This window comes from Brumicola blandensis (genome assembly GCF_031846165.1).
Classification (GTDB): Bacteria; Pseudomonadota; Gammaproteobacteria; order Enterobacterales; family Alteromonadaceae; genus Glaciecola; species Glaciecola blandensis.
Genome location: NZ_JAVRIE010000002.1, coordinates 245,283 through 270,472, shown reverse-complemented (window position 1 = coordinate 270,472; position 25,190 = coordinate 245,283). Strand labels below are relative to the sequence as shown.

Below are 25,190 nucleotides of genomic sequence, written 5' to 3'. Positions count from 1 at the left end.
GGAACTAATGGGACAAGATGGACTTGAAAGTTTGGTTTTCACACTTTGTGTCGCTTAACAACTTCCGTGTATTTGTATGTTTGGCCTTCATTCAATTTGTTGCGCTGTGCGTAGGCTCACAAAATGTGGTCGCGCAAGATGCTGTCGCAAGTGATCTGCTAACCGATACCAAGCCCATTAGTATCGTTGAAGCCAGCGATATATCTCGCTCACTCAACCTTCAAGTTATTGCCGACCTTCATTACACTAGCCAAGGCTTACTCCTGTCTGATGTCGCACAGTTAACCAAATGGCATAGAGATTATTCTGTTTATCCGATACCCGATGACAAGGTGTTGTGGTTACGCTTTCAGATTCAAAACAGCAGTAACCTCAACGAGTCCCTAATGTTGATTGCGGGAAACACCTTCATTGATAGGGTCGATGGTTTTCTTCTCGACGAACAAGGCCGAATTATTCAATCCATTCAGCGCAATCATATGAACCGAAGCGCCAATGCGAGTGGACTGCATGGTTTTAAGATGGCGATAACAGTGCGCCCTGACCAACTATTAAGTGTTTATTTACGAGTTGATGATGATGGTCCAGCTATGCTCCCAGTAGAGTTATGGCAAGAAAAGAGTTTTCAGCAACAAAGCAGTATTAGACTTATTTTATTAGGTGCCCTCAGCGGCGGTTTATCCTTGCTAGCGACTTATTTTTTAATTACGTATATGTTGCGTAATGCCCCGGCGAGATTCTGGTTTTCCATTTTTGCGGTTGCTTCAATGACAACCTTGTTAAGCGCTGAAGGGATGCTACCTAGCCTGTTTAATTTACCTGCATTCGCAGCGGAAATTACGGCCTTCAGCTTAACGATTAGTTTATTTGCCGCTATTAAGATAGGCCGAGATATTTTTGCGCCAGTGTCGCCACTATGGCTTAGGGCGCATTACATTTTGTTAATTGTGCCTGTTGTAACACTGTTTCTTTACAACGATTTTTGGCAACTGATTTCGATACTTGGTGTTATCGCGACCTTCTTGTGCAGCAAGCTTTTCGCTACCTTAATCTATCGTTCAAAAATTGATTTGCGCAGCACTGTTATTTATTTCTGTGGTTGGCTGGCACTCGCTGCGGTTGCAGCTCTGGAAGTATTATCCTTCACGCAGGGAGCAAGCCACTTAAGCTATTCCGCCGCACTCCCTTTTGCCTTTACCTGCTTTGGCATTATGTTAATCGGAGTCGCGATCATAAGCCGTGAACACTCATACACTCACCGTATCGAGGCCAATCAATTATCGACAATAGACGACTTGGGTAAGTACAAGAATCTATTCGAAAACACCGCAGAAGGGCTTTATTCAGCAACTGACAAGGGTGTCTTATTACAAGTGAATCCGGCCTTGGCCTTCTTGTTTGGCTTCTCAAGCCCAGAGGAATGCTTAAAATCGTTTACTAATATTCATGACTTTTTCGCCGACCCTATCGAAGCTGACATGTTACTTGGCGAGCTATCGTCTCATCAAACCGTGTTAGGCAAAGAATTCAGAGGGAAGCGTTTGAATGGCGGTGAATTCTGGTTTTCTATTTCTAGTCAATTATCAAAAACCACATCTGAAGCGAAACACTTTGGTAGTTTATTCGATATCACTGAACGCCGAATCAACCAAGTCAACATGCAGTATTTGAATACACATGACCAATTGACTGGCTTACATAATCGTCGACACTTCTTGCAGTTACTGGAAGAGCGAATCACTCAAACCAATGTAGATGACAACAACTGTGCTTTGTTTTATATCGATGTCGACCAATTTAAACTTATTAACGATACCTGTGGCCACACCGCAGGTGATGTATTCATTAAAGAGCTCGCACATGTGCTATTTGAAATTGTTCAGCCAAATGATATTTTCGCACGCTTAAGTGCTGACGAGTTTGGATTGCTGATTCACTATGACGATGAAAAAGACATTGAATTAACTACCCAACGAATACTTACTCAGGTAAGAAGTTTCAGCTTCAAGTGGGATCGCCACCTATTCACGCAAAGCGTCAGTATTGGTATTGCAAAACACGAATCGAATGTTATCAGTGCTGAGGAGTTGTTGAGCTTCGCCGACACCGCTTGCATCGTCGCAAAAGAAAATGGTAGAGATAAAGTACACGTTTTCTCCAAGGATATGGGAACGAATAATAGTTATGAACGCGAGTTGTATTGGGTGGGCGAAGTCAACCGTGCACTGAATGAAGACAGCTTTGAGCTTTATTACCAGCACTACCGCCCGCTCAATAAAGCTGATGACGCAGATTACTATGAAATTCTGGTGCGCTTAAAAATGCAAGATGGTGAGCTTATGTTACCTGAATTCTTTATGCCTGCCGCTGAGCGCTACAACCTAAGTAATAAAATCGATAAATGGGTCGTTGAAAACTACTTCAGTTGGTTAAGTTCGCAATCGGAGGTCATTGATTCCCTAGGTAAATGTAATATTAATATTACCGGTCCATCACTTTCTGATGAAGACTTTCAATTTTTCCTTTTGAACGCCTTTGAAAAGTACCATATTCCTTACGAAAAGATTTGTTTTGAAATTACGGAGACGATGGCAATTATCAAAATGAACGATGCTATTGCGTTCATCAAACAGTTCAAAAAGCTTGGCTGTACCTTTGCTTTAGACGATTTCGGTAGCGGCTTTTCGAGTTACGGATATTTAAAAAACTTGCCTGTCGACTTTGTAAAAATAGACGGTAACTTTGTGCGCGATATACTCACAGACCCTATCGACCTTGCCATGGTCACCTCAATCAAAGATGTGGCAGAAGCGATGTCGATAAAAACGGTTGCTGAATTTGTGGAGTCGGAAGACATCATGGTGCAACTAGGAAAAATGGGCGTTGACTATGCACAAGGATATTGTGTCGCTAAACCTGACCCATTAAGTGCATTTGTATCGTATAATGAGCGCGTTTTACGATCGGAGTGATTGTAAAACTAAGTTTTATCCCCACATATCGAACACCTTGAGGTCAATAAGCCAGTTTTATGAGTAATCCATACCGTTCCTTTGAATTTGTTAGTGAAGCCGCATTACCAACTCGTTTTGGTCTTTTTACTATTCATGGCTTTATTGATAAATCAAACAACCAAGAACATGTCGCGCTATCTTACGGCAAATGGGAAGAAAGTGATGTTGTACCTATTCGCATTCATTCTGAATGTTTAACGGGTGATGCTTTATTTAGTACAAAGTGCGATTGCGGATTTCAGTTGGAAAAAGCCTTACAAAATATTGTCGAAAATGGTTCTGGTGTTTTACTTTACCTTCGCCAAGAAGGGCGTGGCATTGGACTACTTAACAAAATCAAAGCGTACAGTTTACAAGATCAAGGCTACGACACCGTTGAGGCCAATGAGCATTTGGGCTTCGATGCTGACTTAAGAGACTACAGTATTTGCAAAACTATGCTGGATACTCTGAAAGTCAAACACGTTGAAATCATGACTAACAACCCTAAAAAGCTCAATGCATTGCGCGAAATGGGAATCGATGTTGTTCGACGCACTCCCATAGATCATGGGGTGACTGATGCAAATAGAAACTATCTCAAGACGAAAACTGAAAAGTTAGGCCACACCTTCAATAAAGATAAGCTCGGTTAAATAAATCGACCGCTTAGTTTCTGTTCAGTTTCAGTTAAGTTTACTTGTTATATAAATAGGGGTATCCAAGCAGGAGGATACTTTTATGAAAACCAATCAATCAACAATGAAGCGCAAAGCAAAGCTTTCCGCAACAACCATTAAAACAATTGGTTACACTGCCTTGTTGACCCTATCACTTACGATAGGCATGCATTACGCACAAGCCAAGCCTCTACAATCAGACAAAGTCTATGGCTACAAACAAAGTCAAAACGAATATGATCGTATTGACGCTGCGCTAGCTCCTATCGCGTTATATCCCGATAGTTTGCTTACCCATATTTTTATTGCTTCAACATATCCCCTTGAAGTCATTGAAGCTGCGCGCTTCATTCAGCAACACCCTAAGTTTGATATTGATGATTATCAGGAAAATGGACTGAACAAGGACCTTATTGAAGCGATTCAAGAGGACGCTTTAGATTACGGTTGGGATGCCTCGGTTATCGCGCTGACTGCTTTTCCAGACATTTTAAATAACATGAGTGATGACTTGGGTTGGTTAAGTGATTTGGGTGAAGCATTTGAAAATGACCAAGAACTGGTGCTTCAAAGAGTGCAGGCCTTAAGAGAATTAGCATACGACCAAGGTAATTTGCAGAATGACGATCAGGTAGAAGTCGTTGTTGAGCGAGCACAAAATCAACGTGTCATTGTAATAGAGCCACGTCGCCAAGAAGTGGTTTACGTACCTTACTATGATACCGCGGTAATCTACGGACCTAGTTGGCATGTCAGCACGTCGTATCGTTGGACACGCCCGTACTATGCTCGCCACTATCGTCACCGCCATGTCTATTTTTCACCAGCAGCATATATAGGTCATCGTTTATTATTTGGTGGCATACACTGGAGCAACCGCCACGTGTCAATCAATCGCGATTGGTCATATAGAGGCGCTAGACACTATCGTTACGTTGACACTCGATACAAGCGTGTTAAGCATAAAAGTTATCAACGTTGGAGTCCGGTAAAAAGAGCCACGCGACATGTTGAACGCAAAAAATACGCGGGCACGAAAAAAGTGCACAGAGTTCACGATAAGAACAAATGGATAAACAGCAAGCACCGTGAATTCAAACAGGTTCGTGCTAACAAGCGAGAGCTAGGTACCAAGCGCTCAGCTGGCGAGGAAAGACAAAAGCTGTATAGAAAAAGAGAAACGAACCATCAATACCAAGCAAAACCGAAGCGTGTTGATAAGCAGCAAAAAGCGAATAATCGAAATTTTAAACAGGAAAAGCAGGTCCATGTTGATAGAAAAACAAAAAGTGCCATTCAACGCACGAAGGTTCAAAAGAAAACAGTTGTGAAAAGATCGGAGATTAAGCGTTCAACACAAAAGCAAGTGCAAAGAAGCCGTGACGTCTCCAAACCAAAGCGCAGTCAGAATAGATCGCAAACGAATAAGCGTTCTAACGACAGAGTACAAAAGATTAGATAAGGGTGTAAAACAAGGAAAGCCAACCACAATCAAATCAGTTTTTGCGACAACTCACGGATATGCTGAAAAGCAATGGGAGAAGTTTGTCGCAAGCGTCTACACACTTGCCAGACTATGGGTACTAGTTTGACGATGCAATGTGTAGACGCATTTTCATTTCCCGCTGGTAAAAAATTTTTCTTCGTTTATGATGTAAAAAGACTAAGAAATTGGTCGAATTTGCCGTTACACTTTATATCATCTTGTGCCTTTCTCCCCCATCAAAAGAGACCCTGTGAAGAATCCAATCGACCTATTAAAAAAAATAAACATCATTGTTATTGACGACATGGATTCAATGCTCGGCTTAATCATAAGCTGCTTACGCGAGCTTGGCGCAGAAAAAATCCAAACGGCAAGCAACGGAGAGCTAGCTTGGAAGATGCTCAATAAAAACAGATATGACCTCATTATATGCGATTGGGATATGCCCAAAATGACGGGATACCAATTGTTGAAACTCGTTCGAGAGTCTCAATTGCATCAACATATCCCATTCTTATTGCTGACCGCTGCGACAGAAAAAAAGTTGGTCCTTGATGCTGTTCAAGCTGGTGTAAGCGACTACTTAGCTAAACCATTTCAACCAAAAGAATTGGACTATCGGATTATCAAACTCCTGAGAAAGGTCGACTTGAACCCAGCAGCTTTGTCTAATAGAGAGTAATCAATAGCACCCAGGGCATTTCTAGTCTTTAAATACTGCGGTCGTTTGTCGCTCACGGTTTACTTGTAACCGAGTCACATCAGGTCTTGAATAGTGACCCACTGGATCAAAATTATGTCGCTCTTGAAGCACTTTCTGATGGTCTATTTCTGCAACAAAAACGCCTTCAGTCCCAATTTTGGGCTCTATTACCCATGAACCATCGGGCGCTGATATACAAGATGCGCCACTTGCTAGCGTATCTGGTGCACTTGCGATAATTTCGTCATAGTACGGCGTGTTTTTAGGAAAGTCTGATGCACGCATCAAACCGGATACAGACATCACATAGCTTCTACCTTCTTTTGCGATAAAGCGAGTAATGTCGTGTGTATTATGTTCACCACCTGGCCAAATTGCCACATGCAGGTCTTCTCCTTGCGCATACAGGGAAGCTCTAGGTAATGGCATCCAGTTTTCCCAACAGTTTAAAGCGCCGAGAGTAAAGTTGTTCAGAGGGAATGTGCGCAGGCCATGCCCATCTCCTGGAGACCACGTTAGGCGCTCTTCATAAGTTGGCATCAATTTCCGATGCACATTTTCTACCTTCCCTGTTTTGCTGATATAGACGAGTGAGGCATATAAACTATGACCACCGCGATCGCTTGGTCGTTCGGCTATACCAACAATCACGGCAATTTGGTGTTGCTGTGCTAATTCACAAAGTGGCTCTAAATGTCCGCTTTCTATGTTCACCGCCTGCGATACATAATGAGCATGAATTTCTTTTTGTTTCTGAGAATTAAATTGTGCACCGTTTGTCAGTTCTAGCCAAAAAGGATAACCTGGCAACAAACACTCACCGAATGTCACCAGTTCAGCGCCCTGCTCGGCCGCATCTCTTGTCGCAGCCATAATTTTTTGCAAGGTAGCATCTCTATCTAACCACACCGGTGCTATCTGGGCTAAGGCAACTTTCATTTTACTGTGAGAGGTAATGTCAGGCATAAAACTTCCTTTTCAGTTTGTCAGAGTTAAGCAAATTTATTGGCAAAGATTTCGGAAAACAACTCAGCCGACTTACTATCCATATTGAAGTACAAGCTTGGCTCTATTAGTTCTACCTCGATAATGCATAGCTGCCCGTCTACGTTCACCATATCAATACGAGCATACAATGCATCACATGGAAGAGCTTGCAGAGTCTGTTGAGCAAGGGTAAACATTTTCTCGCTGGGTTTTATACTGCTTAACTCCCCACCATGCTCTTCTTGAACTCTAAAGTCTCCCGCCGCTGGTTGTTTGCAAATGGCATGGCTATAGTGTGAGTCAAAATAAAAGAGTGAATACTCACCATCATCAACAATACTACTTAAAAAGGGCTGGATCATTGCATCACGATGTTCGAACTCTTTAGCCAAAGCGTCGAACCTGCCGTCAATATCTTCTCTTTTTAAACGGTAAGTGAAATCTGCGTTGGCACTCACATACGGTTTTATCACTAATTCATCTGCCGCGAATCGTTCGAATGCCAGCGCAAAATCGCTTGGTTCCAAGGCTTTTTCAACCCAATAAGTCGGTACAATTGGCACACCTTTGTCTTCAAGCTCTTTTAAATATTGCTTAGAAATATTCCACTCAATGAGTGACAGGGGATTGTGTAATTGCGCTGAAGAGGCATCGATACGACGAAGACAATCAAGGAAAGCATCACAGTGGGCTTGGTAATCCCAAGTGCTTCTGACCACAACGACATCATATTGGTCCCAATCATGATTGCTTGTGTGCCATGATATTTCTGTAACTTCCCAACCGAGTTTATTCAGAGGTTCCACTAACATGCGATCGTAAACGAAGAAGTCTTCAAGGTGGTCAGTAGAAAGGATCGCAAGCTTGCGCATAAATTAGCTCCAAGTTAATACATCGATATTGCATGAACTAGCATTAGAAACACATTATCTAGCTTTGGCACGATGTACGTTAAAGCTATTGAACGCTGGTGAATTGCTCTACTTGAGGCAGGCTTTCTTCACCTTCCGAATTGGTGTTAGTGCTGAATACAATCGCTAGCATGATGATCAAAGCGCCAATCGCGCTCAAGATAATATCGCGTTTAAAATGCATGAGTCTCTCCCTGTACATATGCTTTACCACTGCAAGCTTGTGACTAAGCCTGACACTCGTGGTCTGGCGAAAATTGATTGATTCGCCATTACTCGCAAGGTTCTAATTTCCCTTAGCTTGGTTGCTGATAGGAAATTACTCCTGAACCTCGAGTCAGAATACACCCAATTAACTGAGAACGCTACGTTTTAGTTGATTTTGACGGCGAAAACGCCATGTGGCTGGTCTCGCAATATTTAGCTGAAGCGATAAGCTTGCCAAAAATCATCGAACAATGCTTTTGGCATTATCGCGCCAGGCGTTTCAATCACTTTGCTCGCCGCTGCGCTGGCCGCATTGGCTGACGCTGTGGGACTATGACCGCTAACACGACTACCCAAGTAAACACCGTTAAAAGCATCGCCTGCAGATGTTGTATCAACGACATTATTGTTAGCAACAACTGGCACACTTTCTCGCCCTTGAGACGAAATGATATGCACTGTGCGCTCACCTTGTTTCATCACCAGTTCTTTCGGAGAATATTGCTGACATAGTGCAATACATTCCTCAACATCCGTGATGCCATAAAGCTTGTCAAAATCATCCACGCCAGGCAATAGAATGTCAGACAAAGAAAATGCCTTTTCGATATTCTCTTTCGCTACTTCAGGACTCTTCCAAAGCTGAGGACGGTAGTTTGGATCAAAGGCAATCGTCACACCGGCTTGTTTCATTTGAGAGAGTTTTTCCCAAAACAAGGTTCTTTCGTCATCATGCAAAATGGCAATACTAATACCAGAGAAGAAAAACAGTCCAACTTTGTCTAAGGCATTAGTTTGATTGGCAGACATTGAGCTCATCAGCCTTTTTGCCGCACTGTCGTTTCGCCAATAGATAAACGAACGCTCACCCTGTTCATCAGTTACTACCATATAAGCACCTAAATGGTGGGTAGCAATCTGAGGCAAGAAATGCGCACCAATACCCTCAGATAATAAGCGCTCTAGTAACTCATTACTTAAGATATCTTGACCGATACAAGACATGAACTCGACACTGAGTTCTGGAAAAGCTCTTTTCAGATAAATACTGGAATTATATAAGTCGCCAGCATAGGACTTCGCCAGTTGAGACGCCCCTTTGTTAACGAGTTCCAGCATACATTCGCCAGCGAAAACTAGAGGGCCGCGAAGTTGTTTAAATATATCTGATTCTGAGTGCATTTCTTCATCTTTATAGCGCTTTATTTGGCTCACGATCTAATCAACATACCGTTTTTTTGTCAACCACTTTTAATTATTTGTTATTACCAATTCAAAAATTATTGTAATACCAAACAATGGGTGTATGCTTTAGTTGTGCTAATTATGTAAAATTAGTATAAAGCATGTTAATCCTGTGCGGATTTCGGTCGTCCTATCCTAACTTTTTGGTTATTTAAACCAGGATTTAAGTTAATATAACGCAAATAATAAGAAATTAGCACTAGTGCGATTAAGCAACAAAGAAATTGTGTTTGGGTAAAAGGTAGAAAAATGAAAAATCGCCGTATGTTTTGGCAGATTGTCGAAAAAATAGAAGTACTCATCGACTCAGGAAAGTATCCCCCTGGTAGTCGATTACCACCAGAAAGAGAACTCGCTGAAACTTTCAACGTTAGTCGACCGACCATCCGTGAAGCAATTATTGCTTTAGAAGTTCGTCAACGTGTTGAAGTTAAAACGAGCTCTGGTGTATATGTGTTAGAAAACCCAAATACAGCCAGCTCCAATGTGAAGGTGAGTGCATTTGAACTTACCCAAGCCCGCGCGCTTGTCGAAGGTGAAGCGGCTGCTTTAGCTGCGGTCTCGATCACCGAAGAAGAATTAGCCAGACTTGATGAAACATTAACAGCGATGGAAAAAGGTATCGAGCCAGAGAAAGCTGACCGCGAATTTCATCTGATCATATCAAGAGCGACGCGCAATAGCGCAGTGTTACTTGCTGTTGAACAATTTTGGCAACTGCGCGATTCCGAGCCTGAAATCATAAATGCTTACAAGAGCGTTTGCGACGGTAGCGATAGCGATCGTATGGAAGAGCACAGAAATATTTATTTGGCATTACAGAAACGTGATTCAGCAGAAGCAAGAGCAGCTATGCACCTGCACTTTAACCGCTTAATCAACACTTTGTTTGCCATCAGCGAGGCTAAGGCTTTAGAAGAAGTCAGAAAGCAATCGAATCAAACACGTGATTTATATTCACTCAATCACTTAGTTGGTTAAGCGATATTCTCATTTAACGTTTAGAACTAAGGCCCAAACAAACATGTTTGGGCCTTTTTGTATTCATCTCTCAGCGGCAAGTTAAAACTTAGTTGATAACCATAACCAAATTTTGTCCGCATCGACTCGGCCACTCTCACCTGAATATGTGGCGTATTTAATTGCTGCAGTATAGTGCCCACCGAATGGTTTGACATATTGCAGATTAATTTCTGAACCCAGGTCGTCAACTGTGTCACTCGACTCATCCGCACTAAAATCGTGATATGCAGCTAGCCAACTACCGCCCGCAACTTTTCCTGAAACGCTGATGCTAGTATCAACTAAGCCCTGTGCAGGCGTACCTAAGAATTGGTCACTCCAACCATTAAACTTATGCAGGGTTGCCAAAGGTGTTGAGAAGCCATAGACGCCATCATCTGACCCTAAAACCTCATATCCCAACTTCGCGTTAATACCGCTATAACTTACGCCAAACTCGGCGAATAAATAGTCCGCATCAAACTTTGCTACGGCAGACTCACTGCTCTGCGTTGCATATTCAAGCATGTAAGAAAAGCTAGCATCGGATTTAGACTTTGCTTTCGTTGCTCCTTTGAAGCTCAAACCATACGTATCTAAGGCATTATCTGTGTCGTTGTCTACTTCTAGCAAATAACTATAGCCGGTAAATGTACCAAACGATGTACGGTATCCTAAGTTCAACAAATGGTCTTTGGCATCTAAATCAGCGAACTCACCGAAAATGCGGTTACGTTGAGTAATGTAGCTGTATTTCGCAGTAAACTTATCAGTAGGCTGATAAATTGCAGTGGCAGCATCAAACGTCTGTCGATCTTGGCGCCAGCCAACATGTCCTACAAAACGGTGATTGTCCAAAGCAATGACTTGTCGGCCAATTTTGAACGTCGCTTTATCAGTTTTGTACTGAACAAATGCAACATCAACTTCCGTAAATTCGGGATCGGCAATCACGCTGTACTCGCCAAGATTATAAGCAGCAGGCCCGACGGTATAGTCCCCTTGCCCAAGCACAATCCGATTGTCCTCCATTTCAATGGAGGCTGACCAACCATTCAAATCAGCAGTGGTATAAGCCAAGCGTGTTCTAAATGTCAAAGCGCTGGCGTCCTGAACCGCATTGTCTTGCGACACATCTTCGTATCTGAGTCGAAAATCAGCCTTGGCTTTACCTTCGCTTAGTGCCTCGTAAAAGGTATCTGCTGCTTGCGTTTCTGCACTCAGTCCAACAGACATTGCTAAAGCGACACACATTGATAAAGAAGAGTAATGAAATTTCATGTTATTTCCTTTTTTATAGGCAGCACAAACGAGCCGCTCAAATATAATGAATTGCGTTCAATAGCTGAAAAATGTATTCAGCCAATTTAGTGATTAAAAGTTAGAACGTAAGGGAAGCGCTGCTATGCGGCACTACTTTTTTTCTTACTCATTTTCCCTTTACTCAAATCAGATTTTGCCGCGCCAACCGTTTCAATCTTCTTTTGTTTTTCATACAAGAAGGTTAATACTGCGTGACGGTATTGGTTGTATTTGAGGTTATCGGCCATTTCCAATCTATTGCGAGGACGTTCGAGATCTACCTCTAAAATTTCGCCAATGGTCGCGGCTGGGCCGTTGGTCATCATCACAATTCGGTCAGAAAGAAGCACGGCCTCGTCGACGTCGTGCGTGATCATAATCACGGTGTTACCAAGACTCGCGTGAATTTCCATAACGGAATCTTGTAAGTGAGCTCGGGTGAGGGCATCCAAGGCACCGAAGGGTTCATCCATTAACAAGACTTTCGGTTCCATAGACAAAGCACGGGCGATACCCACACGCTGCTTCATACCGCCTGATATTTCAGAAGGCAATTTATCCGCTGCGTGAGTCATGTGGACCAAATCTAAGTTATGTTGCACCCACTCTTTAATCTCAGCTTTATTGCGGCCTTGCCGAGTTTGCTTCACTGCGAGCTCCACGTTTTTGTAGACTGAAAGCCAAGGCAACAAAGAATGGTTTTGAAAAACCACGGCGCGCTCGGGGCCAGGTGCATTCACTTCCTGATTGTCTAAGATAACACCACCTGAGCTTGCTTGATGTAAGCCAGCAACGATATTCAATACCGTGGATTTACCACAACCTGAATGCCCGATAAGACTCACAAACTCGCCTTTGGCAATTTTCAGATTAACATCCTGTAAAGCGGTAAAAGGTCCTTTAGGTGTCGGAAAATCAATACCAACTTGTGAAAGCTCTAGGTGGCGTTGAAGACGACTCTCTTCTAAAGCTTCCTGTGAACTGGCTTTTGGATTGTTTTTCATCATTGCTCCTCGCACTCGCGTGTGCTTTATTATTTCTTTCGATTTAGCGTAATGTTGCACTCTTGTCCCAACTTACCTTGCGCTGCAGCATTAGCATGAGTCTATCAAGCGCAAAACCGATAATGCCTATCGTCAATACGGCGACCATAATTCGCGCTAAGGACTCCGAACTGCCATTTTGGAATTCATCCCACACAAACTTACCGAGCCCAGGGTTTTGCGCCAACATTTCTGCGGCAATTAACACCATCCAGCCAATTCCCAAACTCAATCGCAAGCCCGTAAAAATAGCTGGAATAGAAGACGGTAGAACAATTTTTAGTACGTGATTAAAGGCGTTTAATCGCAATACTTTACTGACGTTAATGAGGTCTTTATCGATACTTGATACACCCACCGCGGTATTGATCAAGGTTGGCCATAGACAACATAGAGCGACCGTAAATGCAGATGTCACAAATGATTTTGAAAACATCGGATCGTCGCTAACGTAAACTGCGCTGACTACCATGGTCACTAGAGGCAACCATGCCAAAGGTGATACCGGTTTAAATAACTGAATGAGTGGATTGATGGCAACATAGGTTCCTTTGCTCAAACCACACAGGATACCGAGTGGGACAGCAATCAATGATGCCATTAAAAAGCCAATACTCACTGTGTACAAACTCGTCCAAATTTGGTCAAAGAAAGTTGGCGCACCTGTAAAAGGTCGAACTTTTGCTGCATAACTTGGGTCATCGGCAACACGTTTGGCGTTGCGCTCTTCCTGCCTGGCATAAAAGGCCTCAGCTTTTTCTTGCTGCGCATTATGCTCATCAATCAGCACACTACTTTGCTCCCAAACCGCCATTGGACCGGGGAATTCACCCAAAGATGTATCAATATTTTTGGCAACGGCAGCCCACAACGCAACAAATAGTAAGATGCCAATAATCGGTAGCAACAAGGCATTTAAAGTGGCAAAGAATTTGTCTTTCACCATATTGGTTTTCATCTTTTGAAATAAAACCGGTGCAGTATTTGTTTTCAACATAATCTAGGCTCCTTTATCAACCTTGCTTTTGTTTTACAGCTTGTCTTGACCTTTCAAACCAATTTTGAAGGATTCTAAGTAAGCATTCGGCTGACTACCATCAAAGGTCACATTGTCGATAAACTCGGTCTGAGGCGGCTTAAAGCCTGTTTCCGAAGTAAAGTCAGGGAAGTCTTTCGGATCCGCTTTGCCCTCTTTTATTAACTCTAAAGCGGCAATGGAGTATATTTCAGGCTTGTAAACCTCCTTCGCCGTTTCCATATACCAGTCATCTGATTTCGCGTCCGATATTTGTCCCCAGCGACGCATTTGAGTCAGATACCAAATAGCATCGCTATAATAGGGATAAGTCGCGTTGTGACGGAAAAAGACATTGAAGTCTGGCACAGAGCGAACATCACCTTTTTCATATTCAAAAGTACCCGTCATGCTATTCGCGATGACTTCTTCATCAGCACCAACGTAAGTGCTTTTCGCCAATATTTTTACCGCCTCAGGACGGTTTGCGTTGTCATTCGCATCAAGCCACATGGCCGCTCTGATCATGGCTTTAACCACGCGAATATGTGTATTCGGATTTTCTTCAGCCCATTTAGCGCTTACACCAAACACTTTCTCAGGGTTATTCTTCCAAATTTCGTAGTCAGTAATTACCGGCACACCAATACCCTTAAATACCGCTTGTTGGTTCCATGGTTCTCCAACGCAATACCCGTGGATCGTTCCGGCTTCCATCGTGGCAGGCATTTGCGGTGGCGGTGTTACTGATAACAGGGCTTGCGCATCAATTTGACCACTCGTATCACCTTTATGCGGTGCGTAGTAGCCTGGATGAATGCCACCGGCCGCGAGCCAGTAGCGAAGTTCATAATTGTGAGTAGAAACAGGAAAAACCATGCCCATTTTGAAAGGCTTTCCTTCGCTTGCAAACTTGTCGACCACCGGCTTCAAATAGTCTGCTTTGATAGGATGCACTGGTTTGCCATTCTCATGCGGGATATTAGCTTTCATTTGTGACCAAATGTCGTTCGACATGGTAATGCCGTTACCATTTAAATCCATACTAAACGCAGTCACAATGTGTGCTTTTGTACCGTATCCAATCGTGGCGCCTAATGGTTGTCCGGCAAGCATATGTGCGCCATCTAACTGACCATCAATTACACGGTCCAGAAGCACTTTCCAGTTGGCTTGTGCTTCCAAGGTTACATACAAGCCCTCGTCTTCGAAGTAACCTTTTTCATAAGCCACCGCCAAGGGCGCCATGTCTGTAAGCTTGATAAAGCCAAATTTCAGCTCTTCTTTTTCGGCGTAACCTACTTTGTCAGCCGCACTTACACTTGCACTTACTGTTAGCAGCGAACTGGCGACTAGTACTATTGATGCAAAGGTTTTTACTGTGTGACGAATGTTTGAATGTAAACACCTTACTTTTTGATTCACCATAACTGGTATTCCTTACAATTTTTGATAATCAATTCACAGGCAAAAATCCAAAAAAAAACCCACAACCATTGCGCACTACTGTGCATGGATTGTGGGCTACTTTGCCTGAATAAATCACACCTTCAGCGGCGATGATCACTCTATGTCGTTAGTTTCTTATTATTAGTAGATAACGGCCCGCTGACCGAATGCATACCCAAAAAGCAGTTAAGGGATAGACATTTGATGAGCAATACGCGCGCTTCTTAATTACTGTATAGCATCATTGATGCCAATATTTTATTTTATACATATCAACAACTTAACATTTTTAAAACAAACCCAAGCACGCTAGTTTTGAATCATGTTTGTGCAAGACGCACTAAAGCTGTGCTTCAACGATGAACATCAGCTTAGTTTTTCAGCGATGTAAATGAACCTTGAAACAACATGACGGTCTCTTCAAAATAACGCTTATCAAAGATATCTGACATTGCAATCTCGTCTTCTGGTATTTGTTTTGCCTCTCGCATTTTTCTTATCAACCACTCTTGATTTTGCAAGCTTGGCTTATTCACTGAACTTGGCTCACTCCCGAAGAAGCGGTTGTATTGCGGCACTTGCTCAGGGGCAGAATCGTATTTAGTAATGCAGCTTCCTAGTAAGGAGGGTGCAATAACATCTAGTGGCTCGTTCAAATAGCTACTTTGTGCCAACCAACGGGCGGCCTCAAAACGGTTCGCTTGGGATTGCAACCATGAGCAGGCCCCTAATAAACCAGCCGAAAGTTTGATCACTGTTTGTGTTTCTTGCTCGAAGAATTGCTTGGTGACCGCCAGCACTTTTTCAGTTTGGTCTTGCCAAATATGATATGAAGTTAGCACCGTAACGCCATCATTATCTCTGACCGACTTTGCATTCCACGGTCCACCCACACAAAAACCATCGATTAAACCTGACGATAAGCAGTCAGTCATTGCAGAAGGCGGAATAGTGATTACGTCTACCTTTCCACTCAAGTCAGCTTGATTGAGCCAATCATTGAGTTGGTAGTGATGACAGCTGTAGGGAAATACTGTTGCAAAATTCAGTTTGGGTAAACCTTGCCTGGCGCGTTTTGCGACCACGTTTGCTATGCACTTTGCAGGCAATGGAAATGGTAACTCTAAGAGACCATTGCTATCGAGTACTTCATCAAATAAGGCATTGGAGATAGTGATCGCATTACCATTTTGGCTCAGGATTAGGGGAACTTTCATTTGTACTTTTGCACCGCCTAAGCCTAAGGAGCTCGCTATCGGCATTGGTGCTAATAATTGTGCAGCGTCTAAAGCACCCATTTGAAGTTTATCGCGAAGCGTAGCCCATGAGTTTTGTGGGTACAATGAAACACGCAAACCAAGCTTTTCAAAATAGCCTAGCTTTTCTGCTACCACCAGGGGCGCGCTGTCGGTTAAGGGTACAAAACCCACTTTGACTTCAGTTGACATACTTGGCTTTTATAACCTCTCTGTACCTAATTTGTCGCTTTTTAAGCAATGTATATTGACTCAATTAGCCACCTCATTTAATTGTATTGAGGACGCTAATTAAGGTAAGCGCTACGTCTTCCATTTTTTGTCCCGTATCCATTGCCATTTTGCGAAGCGCATGAAAAGCGTCATCTTCGTTCATATTTCGGGATTTCATCAACAAACGTTTCGCCTTGTCTATTTGCTCTTTAGCCATCAATTGGTGTTTAGTGGAAGCAAGCTCTTGTTTCACACTTTGATAGTCTTCAAAGCGTGCCAATGCGGCATCAAGGATTGCCCTAACTCTTGTAGGGTCTGCATTACCACAAACGTAAGCACTCACACCTGAATGCACCGTTCGGGTAATTGTCTCCGAGTCTTCTTGCTCGGAAAACATCACAATAGGCTTAGGATTAAAACTAGACAGAGTATGCAAACTATCTAAGATATCGCGGTCAGGTGATTCGATGTCAATCACCACCATATCAGGTTTAAGTTCATCAACTTGTTTAAGCAAGGACGCGCCAGAGCTGGCAATGTGTTTGATCCGGTAGCGCGAGTGTGCGAGCGCATCCACTAATGCTGAAGCGCGAGATTCATTATCATCTATCAACAATATACTAAGTGTATCGTTGTGGTTGCTTGAGGCTGTACTCATTGAGCAGAAAGCTTACTTATTTATAACGACTTTATGGGGCTTGATGCAAATAACTGGCCAGTCACTACATTATTGATAAGTGATAGAGCTGAATAGATAGTGCAAGTAAATCGAGGATCTCGCTTAAACCTCACAGCCCAGAAAACGCTTGGTATTTCTAGTATCCCACATATGCTTTGCCTGTTTGCTTGCTTGACTGTATTCACTGTTATCTAGCAACATCAGTAGCGCGCTCAAGCTAGCTAGCACGGTGTTTTCACCATAACTGTGCAAGGTCTCCCCTTTCCAACCCATTTTAAGCTCTGCGGGTTCTAGCGCTTTGGGTTTTATTTCCCATTGTTGTTTTGCCACAAAGGCAACATTTTGTCTTTCGCCATCGCGACAGAACAGAAGTTGCGTATCTTTGCTAGGATCAAGTTCTGGTTCCCCTCCCTCGCCACGAAAGCAAAGCGTGTTTTTGTCCATCAATCGTTGTGCAACGTCCATGTGCTTCTCATCTACATGGCGGTGATGTACGCCTTGCAATGAAAACTTCGCAGCAAAAGGATTCAGCAGTCTTGCAAGTGTATTTGCGCAAGAACGTAAACCAAATTGCTCACGTAGTTGGATAAGTGAATACAGTTGAGGATGCAAAATCGACAAGTTCGCATACACAAAGCCCTTCGACTGCAAGCGACTTGGTATATCTTCTAAGGTCATGGCCATCACTTTGTTTGTTTCTTTACCCAGTATGGCTTTTATCACAGCCTCAATATACAAGCGTTTTGATTCAGGCTCTTGAGTACCATGCATACCCACCGTGACACCATTTTCAACTAAACAAGCCACCGCTAAGAGAAACCATGGCAATTGCCGGCGTTTGCCCGCATAGGCGCCAATATCAAGATCGACATTGATTGAGGACAGTGCACTGGGCAATGTGTATCGACAAGCCTCAGTAAAGCCTGCGATTTCATCTGCAGTTTCTTCACGCACTCGAAGTAGCATCAAAAATGCACCTTTCTGCTCCGCACTAACCTTGTCATTGAGAAGCAAACCCATTGCTGTGGACGCTTCAGCTTGAGTCAAGCATCGACCACTTCGTTGACCGCGCCCCACGGCCTGAATAAATTCAACGAATTGCTTTTGTTCTGCTGTCATCATTTTTAGTATGCAAGAAAGCTGTTTTTACACATTAGTTGTGTGAGAAAGGGAGGTTGATAGTAATTCCTTGGTGATCACTTGTCGATAATTAACTACTTTTCCAACAATTATCATAGCAGGCCCGTCAAACTTAGCTTCGTTCACTTGCTCCGAAATCGACCTGAGATCTGAACAGACTAAAGCTTGCTCTTTAGTACAGGCTTTATCCACTACGGCTACTGGCATCGTGACAGACATACCATAGGTTTCAAGGCGCTGCATAATAAGTGACAGCTTCTTCAAGCCCATATAAAACACCAAAGTCTGATTATCGCTACTGACAACAATTTCCTGCCAATCCGGTTCTGATTCAGGCTGACGTAAACTGGCGGTAATGAGGCGAACAGATTGCGCACACTCCCGATGAGTCAAAGGTATACCGGTATAGGCCGATGCACCTGAAGCAGAAGTAATACCTGGGATAATATAAAACGGAATGTTGTGCTTGCTTAATATATCAGTCTCTTCCACAGTACGAGCAAAAATAGCGGGATCGCCACCTTTTAGTCTCACCACACGTTTACCTAATAAAGCATGTTCAACGAGGCGATCACAAATCTGTTCTTGAGGCATGCTATGTTGTCCTGCACGCTTTCCGACAAACTCTTTGGCTGTGCGCGCCGGTATCATTCTTAATACCGCCTCGTCTACAAGCCAATCGAATAAAACAATATCTGCGTTTTGTAGTGCATTATAAGCTTTAATCGTCAGCAACTCTGCATCTCCGGGTCCAGCGCCTACAATAGCCACGCTGCCTACCGGTGATGATTCCGTAATTACGGTTTTGTGACTATTACCAATAAAGGGAAACAGACTTCGCAACTTGCTTGACTCGTTAGTGCTTTTTTTAAGAAGGTTCAGGGCCTTTAAAGGAGCTGTCTTTATCATGTTCATTTCAAGGCCTCGATTTGCTTTATAGGGATCGTTAATTGTCTGTTACTAGTGGAGTGTGCAGTAGACCGTTGCGTCGCAACTTCTATTTCACTGTTATGTTTTGCTTCTGGTTCGATGCGCTCATTTGCGATCAAGGTAGCTAGTTCCGAGCGACATGACCCGCAGTTGGTGCCACATTTAAGTTTTTCACCCAGCTTTTCGACGCTGTCGCACCCCTGTTCAATGGCCGAGCTAATCGATTTTTCGCGCACATTGAAACAACTACATACTAAACGCCCTTGCGTAAATTCATCGCTCGGTACTTTGCGTAGTAAATTTCTAGCATGCTCGTCGCTCAGTGTCATTTGGCCGAGTAGACTATCTACCCAGTTGGCTTGCTCAGCGATACTCAATTGTTTGGAAACCTGATTAGAATCGCGCTTTGTGTCTAACTGGGATTGTTGAAAGAATGCAACCAATGACAGAGACCCGTCCACCAGCTTAAGTGCATTGAGCTCAGTTCCTGTTTGAAGCGAATGCACTTGTGATTGCTCCGCAAAGTTCTCTAGAAACATTTCAAACCAAGCATGGACATTCTCGACAGTCTTTACTGTCGATTTTTCGCTAAGCTCATCTACTAAAGCAAGCTGGTACTGATAACCATGCGTCAACTTAGTCTTTGTCCAATAGTTGCATACTTGCTCCAGCATCAATTCCGGTAGTGCTTGTCGAGTATAAATTTGTGCGCTTGCGCTAACTGTTACTTTGGTAATATTTATTGCAGCATGCTTGAGCTCTGGTTGACCCGAAATGGCATCGCGCGCATTACTGAATAAACTGGCAATGTGAACGTGAGAGCTCCACGCTTTTGACCAATGTATTGGCGCAAAGCACTCACCTTGTCGCTGATTACGGGTGAACTTTGCGGGTAAAATCACTGGCTCATCGGGATTATTCACCGAGTGCAGCGCCAATAAATCATGCTCTTTTATACCCAACGCCTTTGCATCAAAAGGGTGAAGATTGAGTTCAGCATGACCAGTGTGCTGATGTAAGCGAGCCGAATTCCCAGTTCTTGTCATCGTGTGCCAATGGTCACGGCTCCTTCCTGTATTCAGGACAAATGGAAATTCGCTACACGTAAGTTGCTCAGGAAGTTTAGGTATGATTGGAACAAAATTCGCTTTCTGGTTGTGTGTGAAGAAAATATTGTCGGTAAATAGCCGAGCGGTACCGCTAGGCTGGGCTGCACTAAACTGTCGTTCTGGCGCAGTCTGTATATCTTGTTTATTGCTCCAACGCACAGGCCATTGGATGGGCGATAATTGTTCATACTGGCTTGGTGTCATACCCACTAAACCCGCCAAATCAAAATCACGAGAACCTTTGTTCTCGAAAGCACTCAATGCGGCATGTTCATCAAATATTTCAGCGGGTGAAGAATATGAGAATGCCTTTTCAAATCCCATTTTCACCCCGACTTCTGAGATTATTTGCCAATCATGACGAGCTTTTCCTGTCGGCGGAAACAAAGCGCGTTGACGTGATATCCTACGTTCAGAGTTCGTCACAGTGCCGTCTTTTTCTGCCCAACCTGTCGCTGGCAACACCACATTTGCGAAGGCCAAAGTATCATTCTTAGCGACACAATCAGATACCACTACAAATTCGCATTGCGCTAAAGCTCGCTCGACTTTTTGTCGATTTGGCATACTCACAACCGGGTTAGTTGCCATTATCCAAATAAACTTGATTTGCCCGCTTTCAAGTGCGTCAAACATATCCACTGCTTTTAGGCCAAGAGACGATGTGACTTTGCTTGAGTGCCAGAAACGGCTAACGAGATCATGGTGCTGAGGATTCTCAATGTCCATATGAGCAGCCAACATATTAGCTAATCCACCCACTTCCCTGCCGCCCATAGCGTTGGGTTGCCCGGTGATTGAAAATGGGCCGCAGCCTGGCTTCCCTATTTGTCCGGAAGCCAAATGGCAATTGATAATCGCATTGGCATTGTCGACGCCAGAAACTGATTGGTTTACGCCCATCGAATAGAAAGTAACGCTGCGCTTGCTTGTCGCAAAGGCTTCATAAAAAGTCTCAACACTTTCTCGCGCAACATCGCAAAGCTCACTCACTGCATCTACAGTATAGGATTCAGCACAACGGATAGAATCGGCAAAATTATTGGTATGCCGTTTTACAAATGCTTGGTCTAAGGCCTCAGTTTCACGAAGGTAATTCAGTAAGCCATTAAATAGTATTGTGTCGGTGCCTGGTTTTATATGTAGTGCAATATCCGCTAAAGAGGCGGTCGCTGTTTTGCGTGGGTCGACCACAATTACTTTCATGTTTGGCTTGCGCTTTTTTGCTTGTTCCATTCGCTGAAATAAAACCGGATGTGTCCAAGCTGCATTTGAGCCAACAAGCACCAGTACATCAGCAATTTCCAAGTCCTCGTAATTACAAGGCACTGCATCTGCACCAAACGCGCGTTTATATCCTGCAACCGCAGATGACATGCAAAGGCGTGAGTTGGTATCAATGTTGCCGCTACCAATGAAACCTTTCATGAGCTTGTTTGCAACATAATAGTCCTCTGTTAGTAGCTGACCGGACACATAAAAGGCAACCGAGTTAGGTCCGTGCTTGGCAATAGTGTCCTGCATTTTTTGAGCAATCAGATCGGTCGCCTCATCCCATTCAACTTCACGTCCATTAACGCTGGGCACAAGTAAACGTCCTTCAGGTGAGGTGGTTTCTAATAGGTGTGTCCCTTTTACGCACAAACGTCCAAAGTTGGCAGGGTGTTCTCGACTGCCGCTTAGGTTGGTAGCTTCCAGACTTTTGTTTGCAAACTTATTAGTTTCTAAGAGGTCTACGTCTACGCCACAACCCACACCGCAATAAGGGCATGTACTTTGTTTTGAGCAGGCTACAAAAGACGTATTCATTGTCTGCAGATTCCTAGTGCGCGTTACGCGACACTGATCCAAACTTTATCGTCAGCAATCACACACTCGTACACATCAAGGTGCACAGACTCATCTTCGAAGCACTGACCTGTCAGTAAAGAATAATGTTGCTTGTAAAGAGGTGAACAAATCATGGGTTGCTGTTGCATCGAACCGAGCAAACCACGATACATCACATTCGCTTTTCCAATCGGGTCCCAATTACTAAGCGCATACACGGAGAGTGTCGCCTCTTTTTGTTCTGAGCTTGGTGTTTGAATCGCAAAGATAGCCACTTGGCGCTCATCAATAAGGGCACACACACCAGAGTTTATGATGAGATCACTCACTGCACATACGTCGACTAGGGCGACGGCAGGTTTTTCTATAACGCTTACAGTTGTCATAAATCTTTTCCTTACGCCAGTTCAACTACGTTGATGGATTTCTTCTCTGCTTCAGTAGCCGGTCTAATTTGCCCACGCTCCTGCACAAAAGTAATATTGTCATCTTGGTTTTTACTATTCACAAATTGACGGAACCGTTTGCGGGATTCAGGATCTTCAATGGCCGTTTTCCATTCGCATTGATACGTATCGACCACCGTTTCCATTTGTGCCTCGAGCTCCGCAGCAATACCCAAAGAGTCATTGATAATAACGTCTTGAAGATACGCTAGACCGCCTTCCATATTGTCCATCCAGACAGAGGTTCGCTGTAAACGGTCGGCTGTTTTCACGTAGAAGGATAAAATACGGTCGATATATTTAACTAAGGTTTCACTGTCTAAGTCGGTCGCAAACAAATCTGCGTGTCGCGGCTTCATGCCGCCATTTCCGCATACATATAAGTTCCAACCATTATCAGTCGCAATGACACCAATATCTTTGCTCTGAGCTTCAGCGCATTCTCTTGTGCAGCCTGAGACAGCAAACTTAATTTTATGGGGAGCTCGTAAACCTTTGTAACGGTTTTCTAGGTCAATGGCTTGTCCTACTGAATCTTGAACCCCGTATCTACACCATGTACTTCCAACACATGACTTAACTGTGCGAAGCGCTTTAGCGTACGCGTGGCCTGTTTCAAAACCACCATCGACCAAGCGCTGCCAAATATCGGGAAGGTCTTCGACGCGAGCACCGAAGAGATCAACTCGCTGACCACCGGTAATTTTGGTATACAGCGCATAGTCTCTGGCAACTTCGCCTAGCAATATCAGTTTTTCTGGCGTTATTTCGCCACCAGGAACACGTGGAACAACAGAATAAGTGCCGTCTTTTTGCATGTTCCCCAAATAGGTATCGTTGGTGTCCTGTAATCCGATATGTGACTTATCGAGAACAAATTCGTTGTAAACCGAAGCAAAAATTGATGCAGCGGCTGGTTTACACACTTCACATCCCAAACCATTGCCATGTTTTTCAATCAGTTGCTCAAAGGTACGAATACCTTCTACTTTCACAATATGGAAGAGCTCTTGACGAGAATGGGCAAAATGCTCACAAATATCTTTCTTCACTTCTACGCCGCGCTTTTCCAACTCGCTATCTACCACGTTTTTAAGCAATGCTGCACAACCACCACATCCAGAACTGGCTTTCGTACAGCTTTTGACACTATCTAAGTCACAGTTTCCTTCGTCAATAGCAGCAATGACATCACCTTTAGAGACATTGTGGCAAGAACACACAGTGGCTGTCATTGGCAAAGCGTCCGCCCCTAAGCCCGGCGCACTGTCACCCGTTGAAGGAAGAATTAAGGACTCGGGAAACTCTGGTAAGCTAATCCCATTCAAGGCATATTGTAATAAAGTATCGTAATCTGAAGTGTCACCCACTAGCACAGCGCCAAGTAAGGTAGTTTGTTCGGCATCCACAACAATCTTCTTGTAAACACCTAAAGCCTGATTTTCATAAGTATAAGAGAGAGCGCCTTCGGTATTTGAATGAGCATCGCCAATGGAACCCACTTCAACGCCCATTAGTTTTAGTTTCGTGCTCATGTCGGCCCCCTCAAAGGTGAGCGTGTCTGGGGAGTCGCCATTTAAAATATGAGATACCGCTGCGCGAGCCATGGTATAGCCAGGCGCAACCAAGCCGAAAATACGTTGCTGCCAAAGCGCACATTCACCCACTGCGTAGATACTTGGATCGGAGGTTAAGCAGAAGTTGTTTATTTCGATGCCGCCTCTTTCTCCCACAGACAAATCGAACTCTCTGGCGAGGGCGTCACTAGGACGAATACCCGCAGAAAATAAAATCATGTCTGTTTCTAAATGCGAGCCATCTGCGAAGTTCATGCGATATCGGCAATCTTCCCCGGGCACTATTTCTGTGGTGGCTTTTTGTGTGTGAACTTTCACGCCCAATTCATTGATTTTGTCGCGAAGCACGCGACCACCCGGCGCATCTAATTGCACAGCCATCAGTTGTGGGGCAAATTCCACAACGTGGGTTTCTAATCCAGTTTCCTTAATGGCATTAGCAGCCTCTAAGCCAAGCAAACCACCACCAACAACGACACCTACCTTGCTGACATTCGCTGAAGCTTGAATGGCTTCTAAGTCTTCAATAGTACGATACACCAAGCAATGCTCTTGTTGATTTCCCGGTATCGGTGGGACAAAAGGATAAGACCCTGTTGCTAGCACCAGTTTTTGGTAAGCGTATTTTTGTCCATCCCGGGTAGTCACTACTTTTGCTTCTTTGTTAATTTCTTGAACCCAAGCATCGGTATGGAATGAAATTTTTAGGTCCTGATAATATTCAGCACTTGTCATGGCCAGCTCATCTGCTGTCTTACCACTAAAAAACTCAGACAAGTGCACTCTGTCGTAAGCTAATCTGGGTTCACCTGACAACACTCGAATGCTACATGCAGGGTGTTGTGCGCGAAGTTGATCGACAAAATGGTGTCCAACCATACCATTACCGATAACGAGTACATCATCTTTGGGGATTGTCTGAATACTAGTGTCGTTTAGCTCTGCCATTTTCTGTTTCCTCTAGAACGAAAAAACCCACAGAGATTA

Annotated in this window: 20 protein-coding genes; 5 read left to right on the top strand and 15 right to left on the bottom strand. The window is 43.7% G+C overall.

Annotated features, from left to right (window positions below):
• Positions 1 to 17: 17 nt before the first annotated feature.
• The 4 genes from RM544_RS06440 to RM544_RS06425 all read left to right on the top strand — a co-directional run bounded on the left by RM544_RS06440 (position 18) and on the right by RM544_RS06425 (position 5,841).
• Entirely contained in the window at positions 18 to 2,972 is a 2,955-nt protein-coding gene (locus tag RM544_RS06440) for an EAL domain-containing protein (protein WP_311360948.1), read from the top strand.
• Between the two features lie 59 nt (positions 2,973 to 3,031).
• Positions 3,032 to 3,649 (top strand): GTP cyclohydrolase II, encoded by a 618-nt coding sequence (gene ribA / locus RM544_RS06435; RefSeq protein WP_311360947.1) that lies wholly within the window; start codon positions 3,032 to 3,034, stop codon positions 3,647 to 3,649.
• 85 nt (positions 3,650 to 3,734) lie between these two features.
• Entirely contained in the window at positions 3,735 to 5,135 is a 1,401-nt protein-coding gene (locus RM544_RS06430) for a DUF3300 domain-containing protein (protein ID WP_311360946.1), read from the top strand.
• A 274-nt stretch (positions 5,136 to 5,409) separates the two neighbouring features.
• On the top strand, positions 5,410 to 5,841 hold the full coding sequence (locus RM544_RS06425) for a response regulator (protein ID WP_311360945.1): 432 nt from the start codon (positions 5,410 to 5,412) through the stop codon (positions 5,839 to 5,841).
• 21 nt (positions 5,842 to 5,862) lie between these two features.
• Here RM544_RS06425 and RM544_RS06420 read toward each other — a convergent pair whose 3' ends face one another.
• The 4 genes from RM544_RS06420 to RM544_RS06405 form a co-directional block, all read right to left on the bottom strand.
• Positions 5,863 to 6,828 carry a carbon-nitrogen hydrolase family protein gene (locus tag RM544_RS06420; protein WP_311360944.1) on the bottom strand — a complete coding sequence of 322 codons (966 nt, stop codon included), beginning with the start codon at positions 6,826 to 6,828 and terminating at the stop codon, positions 5,863 to 5,865.
• Positions 6,829 to 6,854: 26 nt separating this feature from the next.
• The gene (locus RM544_RS06415) at positions 6,855 to 7,721 is read right to left on the bottom strand and encodes an ATP-grasp domain-containing protein (protein ID WP_311360943.1); all 867 of its coding nucleotides are present in this window, start codon (positions 7,719 to 7,721) and stop codon (positions 6,855 to 6,857) included.
• Positions 7,722 to 7,806: 85 nt separating this feature from the next.
• Complete coding sequence (locus RM544_RS06410; protein WP_311360942.1) at positions 7,807 to 7,944, bottom strand: hypothetical protein; 138 nt, start codon at positions 7,942 to 7,944, stop codon at positions 7,807 to 7,809.
• A gap of 236 nt (positions 7,945 to 8,180) precedes the next feature.
• Positions 8,181 to 9,149 carry a sugar kinase gene (locus RM544_RS06405; protein ID WP_311360941.1) on the bottom strand — a complete coding sequence of 323 codons (969 nt, stop codon included), beginning with the start codon at positions 9,147 to 9,149 and terminating at the stop codon, positions 8,181 to 8,183.
• Positions 9,150 to 9,461: 312 nt separating this feature from the next.
• On the opposite strand from RM544_RS06405, the gene RM544_RS06400 reads away from it, so the two are divergent.
• Positions 9,462 to 10,193 (top strand): FadR/GntR family transcriptional regulator, encoded by a 732-nt coding sequence (locus RM544_RS06400; protein ID WP_311360940.1) that lies wholly within the window; start codon positions 9,462 to 9,464, stop codon positions 10,191 to 10,193.
• Between the two features lie 81 nt (positions 10,194 to 10,274).
• On the opposite strand, the gene RM544_RS06395 is transcribed toward RM544_RS06400, so the two are convergent.
• The 11 genes from RM544_RS06395 to nirB form a co-directional block, all read right to left on the bottom strand.
• The gene (locus tag RM544_RS06395; RefSeq protein WP_432264474.1) at positions 10,275 to 11,495 is read right to left on the bottom strand and encodes an alginate export family protein; all 1,221 of its coding nucleotides are present in this window, start codon (positions 11,493 to 11,495) and stop codon (positions 10,275 to 10,277) included.
• Between the two features lie 122 nt (positions 11,496 to 11,617).
• Positions 11,618 to 12,520, bottom strand: coding sequence for an ABC transporter ATP-binding protein (locus tag RM544_RS06390; protein ID WP_311360939.1), 903 nt, complete (start codon positions 12,518 to 12,520; stop codon positions 11,618 to 11,620).
• 43 nt (positions 12,521 to 12,563) lie between these two features.
• A complete protein-coding gene (locus RM544_RS06385; RefSeq protein WP_311361345.1) occupies positions 12,564 to 13,517 on the bottom strand; it encodes an ABC transporter permease in 954 nt (317 codons plus the stop codon).
• Positions 13,518 to 13,589: 72 nt separating this feature from the next.
• The gene (locus RM544_RS06380; RefSeq protein WP_311360938.1) at positions 13,590 to 15,002 is read right to left on the bottom strand and encodes a CmpA/NrtA family ABC transporter substrate-binding protein; all 1,413 of its coding nucleotides are present in this window, start codon (positions 15,000 to 15,002) and stop codon (positions 13,590 to 13,592) included.
• 392 nt (positions 15,003 to 15,394) lie between these two features.
• On the bottom strand, positions 15,395 to 16,471 hold the full coding sequence (locus tag RM544_RS06375; protein WP_311360937.1) for a CmpA/NrtA family ABC transporter substrate-binding protein: 1,077 nt from the start codon (positions 16,469 to 16,471) through the stop codon (positions 15,395 to 15,397).
• Between the two features lie 73 nt (positions 16,472 to 16,544).
• Positions 16,545 to 17,150: an ANTAR domain-containing response regulator gene (locus RM544_RS06370; RefSeq protein ID WP_311360936.1), complete on the bottom strand. Its 606-nt coding sequence runs from the start codon at positions 17,148 to 17,150 to the stop codon at positions 16,545 to 16,547.
• A gap of 123 nt (positions 17,151 to 17,273) precedes the next feature.
• Positions 17,274 to 18,293, bottom strand: a complete 1,020-nt coding sequence (locus RM544_RS06365) for a glycosyl transferase family protein (RefSeq protein ID WP_311360935.1) — start codon at positions 18,291 to 18,293, stop codon at positions 17,274 to 17,276.
• Between the two features lie 24 nt (positions 18,294 to 18,317).
• Positions 18,318 to 19,226 carry a uroporphyrinogen-III C-methyltransferase gene (gene cobA, locus RM544_RS06360; RefSeq protein ID WP_311360934.1) on the bottom strand — a complete coding sequence of 303 codons (909 nt, stop codon included), beginning with the start codon at positions 19,224 to 19,226 and terminating at the stop codon, positions 18,318 to 18,320.
• A complete protein-coding gene (locus RM544_RS06355; protein WP_311360933.1) occupies positions 19,223 to 22,159 on the bottom strand; it encodes a nitrate reductase in 2,937 nt (978 codons plus the stop codon). Before RM544_RS06355 ends, cobA begins: the two co-directional genes overlap by 4 nt.
• A gap of 23 nt (positions 22,160 to 22,182) precedes the next feature.
• Positions 22,183 to 22,566 carry a nitrite reductase small subunit NirD gene (gene nirD, locus RM544_RS06350; protein ID WP_311360932.1) on the bottom strand — a complete coding sequence of 128 codons (384 nt, stop codon included), beginning with the start codon at positions 22,564 to 22,566 and terminating at the stop codon, positions 22,183 to 22,185.
• Positions 22,567 to 22,577: 11 nt separating this feature from the next.
• Positions 22,578 to 25,151 carry a nitrite reductase large subunit NirB gene (nirB, locus tag RM544_RS06345; RefSeq protein ID WP_311360931.1) on the bottom strand — a complete coding sequence of 858 codons (2,574 nt, stop codon included), beginning with the start codon at positions 25,149 to 25,151 and terminating at the stop codon, positions 22,578 to 22,580.
• Positions 25,152 to 25,190 lie beyond the last annotated feature (39 nt).